The sequence below is a fragment of the Collinsella aerofaciens genome (assembly GCF_015670745.1).
GTDB classification, from domain to species: Bacteria; Actinomycetota; Coriobacteriia; order Coriobacteriales; family Coriobacteriaceae; genus Collinsella; species Collinsella aerofaciens_T.
Genome location: NZ_JADPCH010000001.1, coordinates 78,978 through 97,926, shown reverse-complemented (window position 1 = coordinate 97,926; position 18,949 = coordinate 78,978). Strand labels below are relative to the sequence as shown.

Sequence of the window (18,949 nt, the reverse complement as noted above, 5' to 3'; positions counted from 1 at the left end):
AACCTGCCGATACTATACACCCATACCCCCTGGGGGTGTACAGTGGAGATTGAAATGTATGACATTCTGGTATTGGTCGAGGTGATAGCCAGGTCGGCGGGCCGTAGCCGGTCTAATGTCTCAATCTGTAACATTTAGACCGGTTTTTGGGTTCTAACTGTTACAGATCGAGACAATTGCCGGGGAGGGGTCCCGTTACGGCAAGACGCCCGCCGCCTAGATACAGAACCCGGGGATCACACAGGTTAGCTTGTTTGGCTTTTCCGCAGGCGTTGCGTACGTAAAGACGTCGCCGTCGTGCCCCACGCGGTTCATATAGAGCGTGCCTTCGCTCTCCGATGTGTCGGGGCTCACCGTGCGCTCCCACCAACAGGTGTCCTTGCCCTTCCACTGGCGGACCATCGTCTCGTTCGTGGAATACGGGCTCACCTTGAGCTCGCGGAAGAGCTGATACTCCTTGCCCTCGCCGTTGTAGATGTCTGCCAGGTAGTGATAGTCCTCGGTAAACGAATCGGGCGGTTGCGTACCGCACAGCTCGACCATGGCGGGCAGCCAAAGGGTTGCGGGCAACTCGCTCAGGCACGATGCGCTGTTGGCGGCGCCCACATTGTTCGAGACCTTCTTGACCCCTTTAATGAGTGCGCGCAACTCGTTGGGCAGCAGCTTAAGGCCGTCGCCGTTGAGCCATTCCCGCAGCTCGCAATCTGCCCAGCCGGCGCTCGGTGGTTCAGCTGCAGCGTTGCGCTCGGCAATACCCGCATCGAACATAAACGTCAGTCCGGCCTTGCCCGTCCCGTCCAGAAGTTCATCGTGGCGGATGCCCACAAGCTGCGCGCCAACCTGCAGCCCGTTGGTGAGCGTGACGCGCTTGGTGCATGGATAGGGGATATGCCCGTTGTCATCGAGCAGGTGGTAGCGCTTGGCAATCTCGCGTGCCTCGCTACGGGTCTCGGCAGCCTTGATCTTGAGCGAAATCTCCTGCAGCTGATCCCAGGTGTAGTCGTCAAGCGAACCGCGGATGCCGTCCAGGTAGTCGGGGATGCCAAAGCCATGGGTTGCCGCCCCGATAACGCCGAGCCCCGCAACGGCTGCGACAACGCCACCGATAATAAAGCGGCGGCGGGTCATGGCATCGTGCCGGGCCTGCTCCAGGATCTCTCGCGCTCGCTCGCCGGCGACGTCGACCTTAAGGTGCGTGCCAGAATCGATATCAATCGCGGCCTCGTCTCCTGCGCCTTCGCGGCCCTCGGATTCGGCATCGGTGAGGTATGCCGAGAGCACCTCGAGCATCTGCTGCTCGGTGGGACGATTGTCCTGTTCGACCGAGATGCCTTTCATGATGATCTGGACGAGCGCTTCGTCGTCATTGCATCGCGGCTCGAGCGGTGCCGGCTTGGTCTTGGTCTTTATGAGGTAGAACGAGCCGGTTGCCGCGGCACCCGTCGACTCGACATCGAACGGTTTACGACCGCTGTAGAGCTGGTACAGAATGCTCGATAGTGCGTAGACGTCGATGGCGGGCGAGCGGCGAAGGGCCGCGATGCCTTCGATATCCTGCGTGAGCATCTCGGGCGCGGCGTATGCGGGCGTGGCAAAGCGCCAGATGTCGGCGCGCCGGGTGATCGTGTCATCGCCGAGGGCTATGGTCGCGGAGCCCATGTCGATGAGGCAGGGGTCAAAGGAGCAATCGGCGATCTGCTGCTCAAGCGTTCGACTGGTGGTACGGAACATGATATTGGCGGGCGACAGGTCGCGATGGACGACCGGATTAACGAGCCCCTGGGTCATCAGGAGTGCGCGAAGCACGGCGTTTCCAACGGCGGCCACCATCTGGGTAGTTAGCCCGCCCGAGGCATCGTGCGGAAGTAAGGGCAGCACCTGCTTGAGCGAGGTACCCTCGACCCACTCCATGAGGATGAGCGGGTCGTCCTCGCACGATCCATAGCCATAGACGCGCGGAAATCCGCGCAGGTGCGAGACGGTGCACAGATGACGGTACTCCTCGAACAGCGCGGCGGTGTTGGCCAGGTGCGCAGCCGCTTGCTCGGCGGAGCGATCGGGGGCTTGGCCGGAAAGGATGGCGTTGTCCTTGAGCAGCTTGACGGCAAAGACCTCGCCGCTTGTGTTGGTCGCGCGAAGCACGTGTCCGATATTGCCGCCGTCGCGGTATGTCGTCTGAAGAATAAGCGTCATAAACCGTCGCTTGGCGTCGTCCTCGGCGCTGGGGTCGACCGCCACGGCGGTGTCGAACGTGTCAAGACGGATGAGTTTGTCGCCATAGGCGCTATCGGTAGTATCCATGGCGTTCCTTTGTCTAGCATGGGTTGCCGCGCGTATACGTGGGCAGTGTGGATATCGGTAAAGTACCATGATAGCCGCACTGCCCACGTATACCGCTGGGTATTGTCGTTTACGACGCAGAAGATAGAAGACGAAAGACGGACGGCGACCGTCTTCCGATCGCCGTCCGTGCTAGTCCACAATGACAAGGAATGTCGTGTAGAGACCCAGATGGAGCCTGTCGCTGTTGGCGATTTCCACGGGGGGATAGACTTTGCCGGGCTCGCGTTGGTCGCGCGGCGGCTCAATCACAATATCGCCGTCGCCCGCGCCCGATTCGAGCACTGTGCCGTTGGTCGATCCAAGGCCCTGGGCGTACCAGTGCTCACCCTCGAGCCAAATGCGAAGATGCTCGCGCGATGCGTCGGCGCCCACATCGGTGATGCTGGGCGAGGTTTTGGGCAAAGAACCAATCACGGTGCCGCGCGGATCGCGTGTGAGGGGATGGATTTGCATGTCGGCGCAGTTGTCGGCATGGGTTCTGAGCAGACCGAGATTGGGGGCGACGGTGCGCGGCTGTTCCAGGCTGCTCATAAAGCCACGTCCGACGGTAGTTTCGGTGGTGCCAAAGTGCCCGCCCGTCTTGCTGTCGCAAAAGCGCTCGACGGTGGCCACGCCCTGAACGGGATCGGCGAGCGCCCCCGTTGCCACAAAGAGCATAAGGTAAAGCGTGCTTTTCTCGCGCACGGCATTGCCGTCGAAGTTGTCGATGCGATTGAGGGCATTTGCATATAGGCGGCTGTCCAGCTTGTAGCTGGCGAGAGCCGACATCATTTCGTTGGCGGCCGGACCGCGATAGTGCTCGGCGATTGCCCGATAGGCGGACTCGCCGCCGCCGAGCTTGCTGCAGATTGCCGAGGAAAGGTTGAGTGTGGTGACGGTAAAGTCGCTGTAGATGGAGGGTGCGCACTGGTCAGGCTTGCGATGGACGATGTAACGGGTGAGATACGAGCGGTTGGAAGAACATTTCTCGAGCAGGGTGCTGCCGAGATAAGAGTTTCCATTGATGAGCATTCGGGCGATCTCGAGATGTTTAAGACCGCCGAACGAGCGAATATCGTTATAGAGGACCGAGCAAGGCGTCTCTGCTGCCACGGATACCTCCTTTGATTGCTTCCTAGCCAATATGGCGATAGGAATTAATGGCCCCGGTGGGCGACGTATTAAATGGCTGCACAATAAATAGTGTAACCAAAGCAACATTATAGGCCACATGTTCGAAATTGCAGGAAGACTGAGAGATTTGGTTTGGACTGGACGGAAATCCCCCTCTGTCTTGATCCGTAACATTTGGACCCGATTTTGCCCTGCATCTGTTACAGATTGAGATAATCGGCCGGGCCCACCTCGTCCGCCTCGTCATCTGTGGTTTACGTGGGGGCATACGGAGTGCGGGTATACTAACCGGCGGCGAATCTGCTCCATCGCTTAGAGCTGCTGCGTCTGGACGGCGCGTGATAGGGCTGCCAAAGCGATCGCCAGCGTGCTGAGCAACGTCCTCTCTGTGCGCACCCGTTTTTGTATGTATTAGCGCACTACCAAGCACGCCAGCGCGGCCGCATGCCGTGCCCATAGCGCGTGCAGATAAGGAACAACAACATATGCGTAATTCTGTATCCGACGTCACCGACGCCGAGATTCTGGACGAGACCCGCGAGGCCATGACCCAGGCTGCCTTCGATGCCGCCGACGAGGCAAATGCTGCCCAGGCCGTCGAGTCCGCTACCGAGAGCCTGCCCGCCTTTGACGAGCTGGGGCTTTCCGACGAGATGCTTCGTGCTATCGAGAGCCTGGGCTACACGGCGCCGACGCCCGTGCAGGCCGGCTCGATCCCCGTGGTGCTCGAGGGCCGCGACCTGCTTGCCGCCGCCCAGACCGGCACCGGCAAGACGGCCGCCTTTTTGCTGCCGACCATGAACAATCTGGAGCACATCGCTCCGCCCAAGCCCGTGCGTGAGCGCGGCGGCCGCAACCGTCGTCGCGGCGCCAAGAAGCCCGAGGGCAACGGCCGTGGCCCCGTGATGCTCGTCATCACCCCCACGCGCGAGCTCGCCCAGCAGATCGACGAGGTCGCGAGCAAGATTGCCGACGTCACCGGCCATGTCGCCGTGACCGTCGTGGGTGGCGTGAGCTACAAGCCGCAGACCGCGGCACTCAAGTACGGCTGCGATATCCTGGTCGCCACGCCGGGCCGTCTGGTCGACCTGATCGAGCAGGGCGCCTGCCACCTGAACGAGGTCAAGGTGCTGGTGCTCGACGAGGCCGATCGCATGCTCGACATGGGCTTTTTGCCCGCCGTCCGCCGTATTGTGCGCGAGACGCCGGCCGAGCGCCAGACGCTGCTGTTCTCGGCGACGCTCGACGAGGAGGCCGTGGGCGAGATCACCGACCTGGTGAGCGACCCGGCCCGCGTGGAGATCGCGCCCGCCACGTCGACCGCCGACACCGTCGACCAGTTTGTGTTCCCGGTGTCCATCGAGGCCAAGAATAACCTGTTGCCCGAGTTTCTCAAGAAGGAGGGCCCGGAGCGCACCATTGTCTTTATGCGCACCAAGCATCGCGCCGATAGCTGCTGCCGTCGTCTGGAGCGTAAGGGCATCAAGGTCGCCGCGATTCACGGCAACCGCAGCCAGGCCCAGCGCGAGCGCGCGCTTTCTGCCTTCCGCGACGGCACCGTCGACGTGCTGGTGGCAACCGATGTTCTCGCCCGCGGCATCGACATTAGCGACGTGCGCTACGTCGTGAACTTTGACGTGCCGGCCGAGCCGACCGACTATATCCACCGCATTGGCCGTACGGGCCGCGCCGGCGAGTTGGGCTGGGCCATCACGTTTGTGACCGAGCAGGACGTCGACGAGTTCTACGAGATCGAGAAGCTCATGGACAAGACCGCCGACATCTACGAGGCCGGCGACCTGCACGTGGGTCCCAACCCGCCTGCGGTTGATCCCGAGCGCGACCCTGCGGCCTTTAAGGTGAAGAAGAAGACTAAGCGCGGCAAGTCCAAGAGCAAGAAGAAGCTTGAGCAGGCGCGTCGCGACGGCAAACGCAACGGCGATGATTACGGCGACGTGGCCGGCCGTTCCAACCGCGGTCGCGACGAGCGCCGCAGTGACGGCGAGCGTCCGAGCCGTCCCAAGCGCAGCGGCAAGACCCGCGTGCGCGAGGGCGTTCAGGCTCGCGTGGACGAGGCTGTTGAGAGCGTGGCTCGCGAGGTGGCTGCCGAGGAGCGCGCTGGTGCCGGTGCCGCTGAGCAGCCTGCGCGCGGTAACCGTGCCGAGCGTCGTGCCAAGCAGTTCCAGGGTGAGGCACATCGTCGTCGTCGCGAGGATGAGGATCGCGGTGGCCGTCGTCGTGTCGAGCGCGAGGACGAGGGCCGCGGTTCGCGCGGTGGCAAGCGCGGTTCGGGCGACCGCTGTCGTTCCGGTCGTGATGGCGAGCGCGGTGGCCGTGATGAGCGTCGCGGCGGCGAGGGTCGTGGTGAGCGTGCTGCCCGTGGCGGTGAGTCCCGCGGCGGCAAGCGCTTTGAAGAGCGCGGTAGCCGCGGCGGCGACCGTCGCGAGGGTGCTCGCGGCAATGGCGGCCGCGGCGGCGCTGGTCGTTCTAACGAGTCGCGCGATCGTCGTGACCCGCGTGCCAGCCGCGATCGTCGCGATGACTGGCGCAACTACGACGATACCCGCGAGGAGCGTCGTGGCGGCTATCGTGGCGCTCGCGGCGGCAACCAGGCCGGCTCCCGTGGCGGCCGTGCCGGCGGTCGCGATAACCGTGGCAGCTATGGCAACAGCTGTGGCGGCAAGCGCGGCAGCAGCTCCCGTCGCCCCGGTGACGGTGGCGGCAAGCGCAAATAACACACGCATCGCCCGCTAGAGCGAGGTGAACCAAGGGCCCCGAGCAACTACGCTCGGGGCCCTTTTTGTTTGCCGTATCCGATCGCTAGTTCAAATGTGATTTCCTCGGGAATGCATCTAGAGGATGCCGTGGACCTGTTTCCTGCCATGCAGCAATGGGTCCCATGGGGTGCGCCGTGCATTTTTTGGAGTATTCTGCAGCTCTAGTTGGCTGCATACGATTTGGTATTGCCAACGGTGGCCTTCAGATACTCCCTATGAGCGTTTTGAGTTAGATTTCGCCGTTTTTCGAAGCAAAGGTACGTCATTCTCGCTATGTCGGAACCCAAAATGACGCAGCGCCCTAAAGGTTTGCCCGCTCGGGGTATTGCTGGCGCGAGCGCGCTGCAGAATACTCCGTTTTTTGCACGTGCTGGGATGGGGTACCTCAGGAGAACGCGGCGGTATCCAGTAAATATATGCAATCTGTACCGGGAATTATGCAAACCGAAAAGGCGGGCAGTATGGGTTGGTGTATCGGGCTGCCTGGCGCACCAAAACGGGGAGCTTCCCCCCCCCCATGCGCCGTATACTCTGGCTGGATGTGAAAACGGCTTGACGCGTTGCCAGGCGTAGGGGGAGGGTGTCTCGATGAGCGTATTCGAAATTGTGTTTAGTCCGACGGGTGGAACGCAGAAGGTGTCTGGCCTTATGGCCGGGGCACTGGGCAAGAATGCCGTTACCGTCGATCTGACCGATAGCGGGCTAGATTTCAGTGCTGTCTCGATGACTGAGGACGACGTGGCCGTAATCTCTGTGCCGGCGTATGCCGGTAGAATCCCGGCTGTGGTGGCTGACCGGTTGGGTATGGTGCGCGGCAACGGGGCTCGGGCTGTTTTGGTTTGTGTATACGGAAACCGCGCGTTTGAGGACACGCTCGTAGAGCTGGAGGACGTTGCGAAGCATGCGGGATTCCGGGTGATCGCGGCAGTTACAGCCATTGCAGAACATTCCATCGCGCGACAGTTTGCTGCCGGTCGTCCGGATGCGCAGGATGCGGCGCAGCTCGCAGAGTTTGCGCAGCAAATTCAGCAAAAGCTGTTGGCTGAGGACGCGTCCGAGCCCTCTATCCCCGGCAATCGTCCTTATAAACAAGCTGGAGGTCACCGCATGGCACCCGAGGCAACAGAGGATTGCGTCTCCTGCGGTGCATGCGCCGCGGCGTGCCCCGTTTGTGCTATCGACAAAGGTGACCCCAAACGAGCAGCTGGCGAGGCGTGCATCTCCTGCATGCGCTGCATTGCCGTATGTCCGCGAGGCGCTCGTAAGCTTGATCCCAACAAGCTATCCGCTGTTTCCCAGATGCTGAGCAAGGTTTGCGTCGTGCGGAAGGAATGCGAGCTCTTTATCTAGCGCATACGAAATTGGTGCAATGGGGCTAGGTTAATCTGCACCAACCTGGTGCAAACAAACCTGTCCCCAATGCACCAGAGCTAGGAGTGCCTCTGGGTGCCGGCGGGAAAGGAACGTCCCTAAGTGCCGCCAAAATACCGTTTATCGAAGAAAAAATACCGCTCACCGGTCATAATGATTGTTCTGGCTTTGGGCTTGTCTACAATAACCTCCGTAAAAAGAAATGCGGAAGGTTACCGAGTCCCTCGGACGTGGGCCTAACCAAAGTCTTTGAACGGGTGTGTCTCTATGGACGCATTCGCTTGATTTTGGTTGGGCTATATTTATGAAGGGACATGCCACCATGGGTTTCTTTTCTCGCCTTATGGGCGGCTCGGATAAGCAGGCGACTGCAGCTTCCGAGTTCGAAATCCTCGCCCCTGTTTCCGGCGAGCTTGTTAATCTAGAAAAAACCAATGACCCCGCTTTTAGCAGCCGTGCCGTGGGCGATGGCGTTGCCGTGGTTCCCCAAGAGGGAACGGTGTGCGCTCCTGTTTCCGGCACCGTCGCGGCGCTGTTTCCGACTGAGCACGCGCTGGGCATCATGTCCGACGACAGTTCTGCTCAGGTGATGCTGCACATCGGAATCGACACTGTTAAACTTGAGGGCAAGGGCTTCCATGCGCTTGTTGCCCAGGGTGATCACGTTGACGCGGGCCAGCCCCTCGTCGAGGTCGATTTCGACGTGGTCCGCGCCGCCGGCTTCGATCCCACGGTCTTCGTTATCGTGTGCGAGCGCTCGGAGAACTCGACTCTTCGTGAGCATGCTTCCGGCCCTGTTGCTGTTAAAGAGCCTGTCGTCTGGCTTTCCGAGTAAATTCTTGTGGTGGGTACCGTGGTTATCAAGCGAGTTTTTAACAACAACGTCGCAATGGTCACTTCGGACGATGGCTCCGAGCTCATCGTCATCGGTCGAGGCCTCTGCTTTGGCCGTCATGCCGGCGATGCCATCGACGAGGCGTCGATCGAAAAGACCTACGCGTTGCAGGAGGGAACTTCTCAGGATTCGCGTACGATTGACCGCTTGGCACATCTTTTGGAGTCCATCCCCACCGTCAACCTCGTGATTGCCGAGGACATTGTTCAGATGCTCCGTCGAGAGCTCAATGTTGATATCAACGACAAGATTCTCATTGCTCTCGCAGACCATATCAGCCTTGCTTTGGAGCGCGAGCGCAAGGGCGTCTCCTGTGAGAATCCGTTGCTGCTCGAGATCCAGCAGTTCTATCGCAAGGAGTATGCACTTGCGGGCCGTGCGCTGCAGATTATCAAGGAGTATATGGGCATTCAGATGAGCGAAGAAGAGCAGGGTTTCATTACGCTGCATATCGTCAACGCCACCATGCCGCAACGCTCCGATCGTTTGATTGTTTCGGTCCAGCTTGTTCGCGACGTGCTCGCGATTGTTTCCAAGCGCTATGCTACGACCCTCGATGACACCTCGCTGCCTTACGAACGTTTCGTTCGTCACCTGCAGTTTTTCGCACAGCGAGCGCTCGATCCTACGGCAGGGCAAATCAACGGAGACGCGCTGTTCCGAATCGATGAAACGGCGTATCCCTGCGCATTCTCGTGCGCGGACGCCATAGCCGCCCACTAATATGAGAAAGCCATTGTCAATAGGCGTGTTTGTTCGAGCCCGGTTTTAAACCGGGCTTTTTCGTTTCCCGTCGGGAGGGCCCGCGCACGCTGCACGTTTAGTCGACGCTTGCCTGGCAAGCTAATATCCGCGGGCTCTTGCGGGCGCGCTGCCGGCGGTCAGCCCGGTATGTCCGCACACCCCACCGCATTTCGATTCTCCGTCCGGCGCGCTCGTCCGAAACCAGTCTTGTTCACGGGCGCGGCCCTTGGGCTGCCCAAAAAGGGCTCGTGAACGCGCGCCGGCGATGCGTCGAGGCGCGGACCCTCCCGGCGGGAGGCTTGTTGTCCGACGGGGTCAGCTGAGGGTCCCCTCCGCCCGGCGCCCGATCTCCCAGACCCAGCAGGCGAGCTCGCGCGCGACGGCGGCGTTTGCCTTGCACGAGCTCTTGCCCGCCGCCGCCAGCGCCTCGCGGCGGCGGCAGAGCCTGGCGGTGCAGGCGTCGGCGCGCGCCCGGATCGCCGCGGGGACGTCCGCGCCGGGCGTCGGGGGCTTCGGGCGGGGCGTGCACGTCAGGTAGTGCCACGCCGACTCCACCAGTGCCGTCCTGGCGAGCCGGTTGCCCGTCTTGGTTATCCCGCCGCGCCGCTCGGTCTCGCCGCTCGAACGCTCCGACGGGACTAGCCCGCACCAGCTCGCGAAGGCCGGGGCCGTCCGGAACCTCGTGAAGGAGCCCGCCTCGGCTGCGAGCCTGAAGGCCGTCAGGGTGTCGATTCCCTTGATGCAGGAGAGCGCCTCGACGGCCGGGCGCCACCGGTCGGTCCGGGCGAGGGCGAGCACCTTCTTCTCGAGCTGCCGGCGGTCCGACTCCGCGCACCTCGCGGCCGTGACGTAGTACTCGAGCACGTCGCGCTGGGGCCCCTCGAGCCTGATCCCGGATATCCATCTCCAGTGGGCGCGCGTCCAGGATCCCTTCCTCGTCCCGCCGGCGTTGCGCTCGTCCCAGACGTGGCCCAGCCTGATCAGGAACATGTTGAGTCGCTGCCTGGCGCGGCGGTACTCCGCCGTGGCGTCGTCGAGGGCGCGGTCGAGGTCCCGGGCGGCCTCGACGGCCGCATCGGGCAGCGGGACCTCCACGATGTTGTGGGTGGCGAGCATGCGGGCGATGAACTCGGCGTCGCGCCGGTCGTTCTTGCGGCGCGCGTCCGCCGCCGGCCTCTGCATCTTGGAGACGGCGGCCACGGCGCAGTCGAGGCCGAGCGCGCGCAGCTCGCGCGCCATGTGGAAGCCGGTGGGGCCGCTCTCGTAGCAGGCCCTGGGCTCCTCGAACCCGAGGGCCCACTCCGCGATCTCGGCGGCGTCCGTCCCGAAGTCACGGTGCACCACCTCGCCGGTGAAGGGGTTGAACGCCGCGGCGGCGACCGATCGCGCGTGGACGTCCAGGCCGATGGAGGTAACATGGGGCATGGGAAGCCTCCTCCCCGCAGGTGCGGTAAGGGCTACCGCACGGGCCGATACTCAAAGCCCATTGTGGCATCCCGAGCCCGCGGAAAGAAGCTGCGCCGCGGGGGAGGCGACCCAAATGGCTTTCTCATATCGTCTTGTCGTCTACCTATAACGTTGTCGTTACCGATGCTGAGAAGAGTTATCTCGCATATCACATTGTTAACCTGCTTGGAGAACCTGGTCTCTAGGCATAACGTGCCCACACATCGATTGATATAAGGCAAGGCTCACGGTCTTGTCCAGGGCACATCTGTCTTAATTTGCGGAAAAGGAAGGGGAGTACCGCTATGACCGCAAAAAAGAAGTTCAATTTCAAAGCGCCGTTGGAGGTGTTCGCGAAGTCGATCGTTCAGCCGATGATGTATCTCTCGGTTGCCGGCATCCTGCTCATCGTGGGCATCATTCTGACCAACAAGACCATCTGCGCTTTGGTCCCCGTACTGGGCTCCGGTCCGTTCCAGCTTGTGGGCGCCGTTGTCTATCAGTCGCTGATGTTTATCATCAACAACCTCTCGATTCTGTTCTGCGTGGGCATCGCCGGCGCCATGGCAAAGAAGAACAAGGGCCATGCTTCGCTGATTGCCCTGATGTCGTTCTTCCTGTTCCTGCAGGCTAACAACATCGTGCTCAACGCCACCGGCTCTCTTGCCGATGCGAGCGGCATGCTCGGTCTTACCGGAACCGGCCAGGCCACCGTTATGGGCATTCAGGTGCTCGATACCGGCGTGTTCGGCGGCATTATTCTCGGTTGCATCACCGGTGCCGTGTTCAACAAGTACTCGAACAAGCAGTTCCCCATTGCCCTTTCGATGTTCTCGGGCGTTCGCTTCCCGTTCCTGATCATGATCATCATTTCCTGGATCATGGGCGCTGGGTTCTGCATCGTTTGGCCTCCGGTTCAGGGTGCCATCTCCTCCGTTGCCGGTATCATTAAGGAGTCGGGCAACATCGGCCTGTTTATCTACGGCATGCTCAACAAGCTGCTCGTTCCTACCGGTCTGCACCACCTCATCTACACCCCGTTCCAGTTCTCCGATGTGGGTGGCACCCTGACGCTGGGCGATCAGGTTATCGCCGGTGCCTATCCCATCCGTGTCGCCGAGATGGCAATGACGGGCCAGCCCTTCTCCGATAGCACCTACTTCAACAGCTACACCTTCAACAACCTGTGGCCCTACATCGGTATCGGTCTCGCCTTTATCGTCACCGCTTACAAGGGGAACAAGGATAAGACCAAGGCCGTTATCATCCCGCTGATCATCACCGCCGTGCTCTCCTGTGTCACCGAGCCCATGGACTTCCTCTTTGTCTTTGCCGCTCCCGTGCTCTTTGTCGTTCACTCGGTTCTTTCCGGCATCTTCCTGGTCCTGCTCAAGGTCCTCTCCGTGCCCGCTTCGACTGCAGGCGGCATCATCAACATCGTGGTTTCCAACCTGGTCCTGGGTGTCGACAAGACCAACTGGCCGGTTATGCTGGTGCTTGGAGTCGTCAACGCCGCTCTGTACTTCTTCCTCTTCACCTTCCTCATCAAGAAGCTCAACCTCCACACGCCTGGTCGCGAGGAGGAGTCCGAGCTCGCGGAGTCCGTTGCCGAGGGCGAGGCCGCCGCGTCTGTCGCGGTGAAGCAGGGCGCTGTTGCCGCAGCTCCCGCAGAGGGCGTCGATGCAGGTATTGCCGACCTGGTCGCAGGTCTTGGTGGCAAGGACAACATCGAGGAGCTCGAGAACTGCTTTACGCGTCTCCGCGTGAACGTTAAGAACCCGGACCTCATCAATGAGGACCTCATCAACCACGTGCCCAACAGCGGCATCAACCGCAACGGCAATAATATCCAGATCATCTTTGGCATGAAGGTCGCCGAGATGCGCGACAAGGTCGAAAACGCAATTGAGAAGGAGCAGTAAACAATGATCATTACTCTGTGTGGTGGCGGATCCACCTTTACCCCCGGCATCGTCAAGTCCATCGCTCTGCGCAAGGACGAGCTCGACGTTGACGAGATTCGTCTGTACGACATCAACGAGGAGCGCCAGCGCAAGATCGGCGTGCTCGTGGACTGGATTTTGCACGAGGACCTCGGCCTGGACATCAAGCTCACGGTGACCACCGACAAGAAGACGGCTTTTACCGACGCGAGCTTCGTGTTTGCCCAGATGCGCGTGGGCGGCTACGCCATGCGCGAGCAGGACGAGAAGATTCCGCTGCGTCACGGCTGCGTGGGTCAGGAGACTTGCGGTTGCGGCGGCCTTGCCTACGGCATGCGCACCATCTTCCCCATGGTCGAGCTGATCGATGACGTTGAGAAGTACGCCAAGAAGGACTACTGGATTCTCAACTACTCCAACCCTGCCGCCATCGTCTCCGAGGGCTGCCGCGTGCTGCGTCCCAACGCTCGTATCATCAACATCTGCGACATGCCGATCGCGATCATCGACGTGGTTTGCGCCGCGCTCGATATCGACAAGAAGGATGTCGAGTACGATTACTTTGGCCTCAACCACTTTGGTTGGTTCACCTCGATCCGCCACAAGGGCGAGGAGGTCCTGCCGCAGTTGCGCGAGTACATCAAGGAGCACGAGATTCTGCTGCCCGATTCCTACCTCAAGGGCATGGGCTCGCTTATGGCAAAGAAGCCCGAGGAGACCGCCGACGAGCACCCCGAGCAGAACCGCCACACCAAGGGCAGCTGGTACTACGTCTGGAAGGGCGAGTACGAGATCATGGAGTGCTTCCCGGAGTACCTGCCCAACACGTATCTGAACTACTACCTGCAGCAGAAGGAGTTCGTCGAGCACTCCAACCCCGAGCGCACCCGTGCTAACGAGGTTGAGGAGACGCGTGAGAAGAACCTCTTTGATGGTATCGACCATTACGAGAAGACGGGCGAGATCGACGAGAGCACGTTCTATGCGGGCAGCCACGGCGACTGGATTGCCGATCTGGCTATCGCTCTGAAGAACGACACCAAGCAGCGCTTCCTGGTCATTTGCGAGAACAAGGGCGCCATCCCCAACATGCCCTACGACGCTATGGTCGAGCTGCCTGCCTACATTGGCAAGAACGGCCCCGAGGTCATCAGCCGCGACAACATTCCGCTGTTCCAGCAGGGCCTCATGATGCAGCAGCTGAACTCCGAGAAGCTCATTGTCGAGGCTACGATCGAGGGTTCGTACGAGAAGGCGCTTAAGGCCTTTACGCTCAACAAGACCGTGCCGTCGATGAAGGTCGCCAAGGAGGTTCTCGACGACATGATCGAGGCCAACAAGGGTTACTGGCCCGAGCTTAAGTAAAAGCAACAGGGTCGCTGGCCGCATGCCTGAAGCAATGCCCCGCCCACGTGATTGCGTGGGCGGGGCATTGTCGTTTGGTAACGCGTTTTATCAAATATGGCATTTATCTGCGATAATGTTCATTTTCACCGCTGATGGTGACATTTCATACCGCCTGCCGAACTGCGTGGAGACCTAACAACTTTTTAGGTCAGTGTTGTGCGTGTAGCAATTTCGCCCGGCCTCGCCTCCGGGCTGCCATGTGAGAGGGGATCTTATGGCTCGACTGCACGTAATGGAACGCAGCCACGCTCAGGCCGTCATGGACGACCTGCACGATGCACTCGGACGTCGTCTGGCGGTGAGTTCGCTCGCCCCGTGCCCCGTCGAGTTTACGGCGGCGCTCGTCAACCTGTGCTCCACCCAGAGCTGCGGCAAGTGCACGCCCTGCCGCGTGGGCCTGAGCGCGCTGAGCGACCTGCTCGCCGATGTGCTCGAGGGCCGCGCCGACGAGTCCACGCTCAACTTGATTGAGCGCACTGCCCGCACCATCTATCTTTCGAGCGACTGCGCCATCGGTTACGAGGCCGGTGCCATGGCGCTTACGGCTATCCGCGGTTTTCGCGACGATTTTGAACACCACATCCGCGAGCACTCCTGTGGCTTTGACCGCGAGGCTCGCGTCCCGTGTGTCTCGGGCTGCCCGGCGCACGTCGACATTCCCGGTTACATTTCGCTCGTCGAGGCAGGCCGTTATGCCGACGCCGTCAAGGTCATCCGCAAGAACAACCCGCTACCGCTCGTCTGTGGCCTGGTGTGCGAGCATCCCTGCGAGATGCATTGCCGTCGTGGCATGGTCGACGACCCCATGAACATCCTCGCCCTCAAGCGTTTTGCCGTTGAGCACAGTGACCTCAACGACCACAAGCCGCATGTAGTGGACAACACCGGTAAGCGCGTCTCCGTGATCGGCGGCGGCCCGGCTGGCCTTTCCTGTGCCTACTACCTGGCCGTGATGGGCCACAAGGTGACCATTTTTGAGCAGCGCCACCACTTGGGCGGCATGCTGCGCTACGGCATCCCCAGCTATCGTCTGCCGCGCGAGCGCCTGCAGGCCGAGATCGACTGGATCTTGAGCGCCGGCATCGACGTTGAGCTCGATCACTCCGTCAACGGCGAGGAGCTTGCCCGCCTGCGCGACGAGTTCGATGCCGTCTACCTGGCCATCGGTGCCCACAGCGATAAGAAGCTCGGCCTTCCGGGCGAAGAGGCTCCCGGCGTGGAGTCGGCCGTCAAGATGCTGCGTGCCATCGGCGACGACGAGCTGCCCGACCTGAGCGGCCAGCGCGTGTGCGTCATCGGCGGCGGCAACGTGGCCATGGACGTGGTTCGCTCTGCCGTGCGCTGCGGTGCCGAAAAGGTGAGCATTGTCTACCGCCGCCGCATCTGCGATATGACGGCCCAGGACGCTGAGATTGCCGGTGCCCAGGCCGAGGGTTGCGAGGTTCTGGAGCTCACAGCCCCGCTCGGTATTGAGACGGGCGAGGACGGACGCGTGAACGGCCTGCGCGTACAGCCGCAGATTATCGGCGAGCCCCGCCGCGGGCGCCCGGCCCCGCGTGCCGCCGCCACGCCCGAGCAGGTCATTCCCTGCGAGCGCGTGTTCGTCGCCATTGGCCAGGACATCGACTCCAAGCCATTTGAGGACATGGGCATCGCCTGCAAGTGGGGTCGCGTCGTCACCGATTCGGACGGCGCCGTGCCCAGTTTCGATGGCCTCTTTAGCGGCGGCGACTGCCAGACCGGCCCCGCCACCGTCATCCGTGCCATCAACGCCGGCCGCGTAGCTTCGGCAAATATCGACCGCTACCTGGGCTTCGACCACAAGATTAAGCTCGACGTGGAGCTGCCGACCGTTCAGTTTAAGGGCAAGCATGAGTGCGGCCGCTGCGAGCTGGGCGAGCGCGAGGCTGGCGAGCGCATCCACGATTGGAATCTGGTCGAACAGGGCCTTACCGAGGAGGAGGCACGCCAAGAGGCGAGTCGCTGCCTGCGTTGCGACCACTTTGGCTTTGGTGCGTTCCGCGGAGGGAGGAACCTGGAATGGTAGAGCTCAACGAAACCACCGTCGGCGACAACAGCGAAAACGGAGCGCACAACATGGTCAGGCTCATTATCGATAACTGCGAAGTCGTGGTGTCCGAGCACACCACGATCCTGGATGCGGCCAAGTCCGTCGGCATTCAGATTCCCACCCTGTGCTACCTGCGCGATCTAAACGAGATCGGCGGCTGCCGCGTGTGCGTGGTCGAGGTTGAGGGCTGCGATCAGCTGGTTGCCGCCTGCAACAACTACGTGCTCGACGGCATGGTGGTCCACACCAACAGCCCCAAGGCCCGCGAGGCTCGTCGCACCAACGTGCAGCTGCTGCTGTCCCAGCACGATTCGCAGTGCACGAGCTGCGTGCGCAGCGGCAACTGTAACCTGCAGACCATCGCCAACGACCTGGGTATCTTCTATCTGCCGTATCAAAGGCATTTGACGGGCGAGGGCTGGGATTTCGATTTTTCCATCATCCGCGAAAACGACAAGTGCATTAAATGCATGCGCTGCATCAAGGTGTGCGAGAGCGTGCAGGGCCTAGGGATTTGGGATCTGACCAACCGCGCCACGCATACCGCCGTGGGTACCCGCGGGCGCGCGCCGATTGGCAAGACCGATTGCGTCGCGTGCGGCCAGTGCATCACGCATTGCCCGACGGGCGCGCTGCGCGAGCGCGACGACACCGAGACCGTGTTTGACGCGCTCGCTAATCCCGACAAGATCGTGCTGGTGCAAATCGCGCCTGCCGTGCGCAGCGCCTGGGGCGAGGAGCTCGGCATTTCGCGCGGGGAAGCCACCGTCGAGCGTCTGGCTTGTGCGCTGCGTCGTGTTGGCTTTGAGTACGTGTTCGACACCGATTTCTCGGCCGACCTCACCATCATGGAGGAGGGTTCCGAGCTGCTCGAGCGCTTGGGCGCCGCCGCCAAGGGCGAGGGTGACAGCCGCGGCTGGCCCATGTTTACGAGCTGCTGCCCGGGCTGGGTGCGCTTTGTGAAGGCGCGTTATCCGGAGTTTGTCGACAGCCTGTCCACGTCCAAGTCGCCGCAGCAGATGTTCGGCGCCATCGCCAAGACATACTACGCCAAGGTGCTGGGCGTGGAGCCTGAGCGCCTGTTCGTGGTGTCCGTTATGCCGTGCACGGCCAAAAAGGCAGAGTGTGCACTGCCGAGCATGTTGGGCGAGGGCGGTGCGCCCGACGTGGACGTTGCGCTGACGGTGCGCGAGATGGTGCGCATGATCCGCGCGAGCCACGTGAGCGTGGACACGTTGGTCGAGGAGCCGCTCGATACGCCGCTGGGCTTTGGCACGGGCGCGGGCGTGATCTTTGGCGCCACGGGCGGCGTGATGGAGGCCGCCGTGCGCTCGGCCTACTACCTGGTGACGGGCAAGAACCCGGATGCCGATTTCTTTACCGACGTGCGCGGACTCGACGGCTGGAAGGAAGCCGTCGCCGATATCGATGGCACCAAGGTGCGCGTCGCCGTGGCACACGGGCTGGGCAACGCCGCCCGCCTACTCGACGCGATTCGCGACGGCCGTGTGGGCTATGACTTCGTCGAGGTTATGGCATGCCCGGGCGGCTGCGTCGGTGGCGGCGGTCAGCCCATCCACGACGGCTGCGAGCTGGCAGCCGAGCGCGGCCAGGTGCTCTGGGGTCTCGATGCGAACGCCGAGATTCGCTTCTCGCACGAGAATCCCGATGTTCAGGCGTGCTATAGCGAGTTCTTGGGTGCGCCGCTCTCGCCGCTGGCCGAGGAATTGCTGCATACCGACCATCACGCATGGACGATGCCTAACGAGGGGACATGCTAGCGATGCGCGCGTTTGATTTCGAAATGTCGCGCCGGGGGTTTGCCTCGGCGCTTGCCGCGGGCGCGCTGTCGCTTGCGCTCGCGGGCTGTGGCGGCGGGGCCGCGGGGGCCGGGTCTGCTGCAGGCTCGGCTGCCGCGGACGGCGTCAGTGCCGCCGCAGAGCCGGTCGAGGTGCATGTCGCCTCGCTCAAGGGGCCGACGTCGATCGGTCTGGTGCGGTTTATGGATCAGGCGGCCGATGGCGAGACGGACAATGAGTTCGACTTTGCGATCAACACTGCCGCCGACGAGATCGTGCCCAAGGTCATTCAGGGAGATGTCGACATTGCCCTGGTGCCCGCCAACGTGGCGAGCGTTCTCTACAACAAAACCGAAGGCGCGGTGCAGGTCATCGACATCAACACGCTCGGCGTGTTGAGTGTGGTGACGGGCGACGCGGACGTGACCTCGTTTGGCGATCTGGCGGGTCGCACCGTCTACATGACGGGCAAGGGCACCACGCCGGAGTACGTCATGAACTACCTGCTGGAGCGCGCGGGCCTGACCGACCAGGTGGCGCTTGAGTTTAAGAGCGAGCCCACCGAGGTGCTGTCGGCTCTGCTTGCCGACCCGTCCGCCGTGGGCGTGCTGCCGGAGCCGTTCAAGACCGCTGCCATTGCAAAGAGCGAAGGCAAGCTGTCGGCGCCGGTGAGCCTGACCGATGTGTGGGATGAACTGGCGGGTGACACGGGCTCCCGTTTGCTGACGGGCGTAACCGTGGTGCGCCGTGCCTTTGCCGAGGAGCATCCCGAGGCCGTGGCGGAATTCTTGCGCTGCCATGAGGCGAGCGTGAAGGCCGTCAATGCGGCGCCGGCGGACTGGGCTCAGGCCGTGGTCGATGCGGGCATCGTGGATAACGCCACGATTGCCGAAAAGGCGATTCCCGGGTGCATGCTTGTCTGCCAGACAGGGAAGGATATGAAGGCCGCGCTCGGTGGGTACCTGAAGGTGCTGGCCGATGCGGACGCGAGCGCCGTGGGCAGCAAGCTCCCGGCTGATGATTTCTACTACATGGAGTAA

General features: G+C 61.9%; 12 protein-coding genes. 9 read left to right on the top strand and 3 right to left on the bottom strand.

From position 1 onward, the window contains the following. Positions 1-216: 216 nt before the first annotated feature. Both I4W07_RS00355 and I4W07_RS09295 read right to left on the bottom strand, forming a co-directional pair. Complete coding sequence (locus I4W07_RS00355; RefSeq protein WP_196025245.1) at positions 217-2,301, bottom strand: protein kinase domain-containing protein; 2,085 nt, start codon at positions 2,299-2,301, stop codon at positions 217-219. Between the two features lie 171 nt (positions 2,302-2,472). Then, a complete protein-coding gene (locus tag I4W07_RS09295; protein WP_196025244.1) occupies positions 2,473-3,435 on the bottom strand; it encodes an FHA domain-containing protein in 963 nt (320 codons plus the stop codon). A gap of 506 nt (positions 3,436-3,941) precedes the next feature. On the opposite strand from I4W07_RS09295, the gene I4W07_RS00345 reads away from it, so the two are divergent. The 4 genes from I4W07_RS00345 (at position 3,942) to I4W07_RS00330 (ending at position 9,222) form a co-directional block, all read left to right on the top strand. After that, the gene (locus I4W07_RS00345; protein WP_196025243.1) at positions 3,942-6,191 is read left to right on the top strand and encodes a DEAD/DEAH box helicase; all 2,250 of its coding nucleotides are present in this window, start codon (positions 3,942-3,944) and stop codon (positions 6,189-6,191) included. A gap of 630 nt (positions 6,192-6,821) precedes the next feature. Beyond that, a complete protein-coding gene (locus tag I4W07_RS00340; RefSeq protein ID WP_196025242.1) occupies positions 6,822-7,583 on the top strand; it encodes a 4Fe-4S dicluster domain-containing protein in 762 nt (253 codons plus the stop codon). A gap of 343 nt (positions 7,584-7,926) precedes the next feature. Then, positions 7,927-8,439: a PTS sugar transporter subunit IIA gene (locus I4W07_RS00335; protein ID WP_196025241.1), complete on the top strand. Its 513-nt coding sequence runs from the start codon at positions 7,927-7,929 to the stop codon at positions 8,437-8,439. Between the two features lie 18 nt (positions 8,440-8,457). Then, entirely contained in the window at positions 8,458-9,222 is a 765-nt protein-coding gene (locus I4W07_RS00330; RefSeq protein ID WP_271739716.1) for a PRD domain-containing protein, read from the top strand. A 336-nt stretch (positions 9,223-9,558) separates the two neighbouring features. Here I4W07_RS00330 and I4W07_RS00325 read toward each other — a convergent pair whose 3' ends face one another. Further along, positions 9,559-10,668: an IS110 family RNA-guided transposase gene (locus tag I4W07_RS00325; RefSeq protein WP_196025240.1), complete on the bottom strand. Its 1,110-nt coding sequence runs from the start codon at positions 10,666-10,668 to the stop codon at positions 9,559-9,561. 326 nt (positions 10,669-10,994) lie between these two features. Between I4W07_RS00325 and I4W07_RS00320 the strand changes: the two genes are divergently transcribed. The 5 genes from I4W07_RS00320 to I4W07_RS00300 all read left to right on the top strand — a co-directional run bounded on the left by I4W07_RS00320 (position 10,995) and on the right by I4W07_RS00300 (position 18,949). Then, complete coding sequence (locus tag I4W07_RS00320) at positions 10,995-12,611, top strand: PTS transporter subunit EIIC (protein ID WP_117769497.1); 1,617 nt, start codon at positions 10,995-10,997, stop codon at positions 12,609-12,611. Between the two features lie 3 nt (positions 12,612-12,614). After that, complete coding sequence (locus I4W07_RS00315) at positions 12,615-13,997, top strand: 6-phospho-alpha-glucosidase (protein WP_196025239.1); 1,383 nt, start codon at positions 12,615-12,617, stop codon at positions 13,995-13,997. Positions 13,998-14,253: 256 nt separating this feature from the next. Beyond that, positions 14,254-16,086 (top strand): NAD(P)-binding protein, encoded by a 1,833-nt coding sequence (locus tag I4W07_RS00310; RefSeq protein ID WP_196025238.1) that lies wholly within the window; start codon positions 14,254-14,256, stop codon positions 16,084-16,086. Beyond that, positions 16,080-17,891 (top strand): [FeFe] hydrogenase, group A, encoded by a 1,812-nt coding sequence (locus tag I4W07_RS00305; RefSeq protein ID WP_230317396.1) that lies wholly within the window; start codon positions 16,080-16,082, stop codon positions 17,889-17,891. Before I4W07_RS00310 ends, I4W07_RS00305 begins: the two co-directional genes overlap by 7 nt. 2 nt (positions 17,892-17,893) lie before the next feature. Further along, positions 17,894-18,949, top strand: coding sequence for an ABC transporter substrate-binding protein (locus tag I4W07_RS00300; RefSeq protein WP_196025237.1), 1,056 nt, complete (start codon positions 17,894-17,896; stop codon positions 18,947-18,949).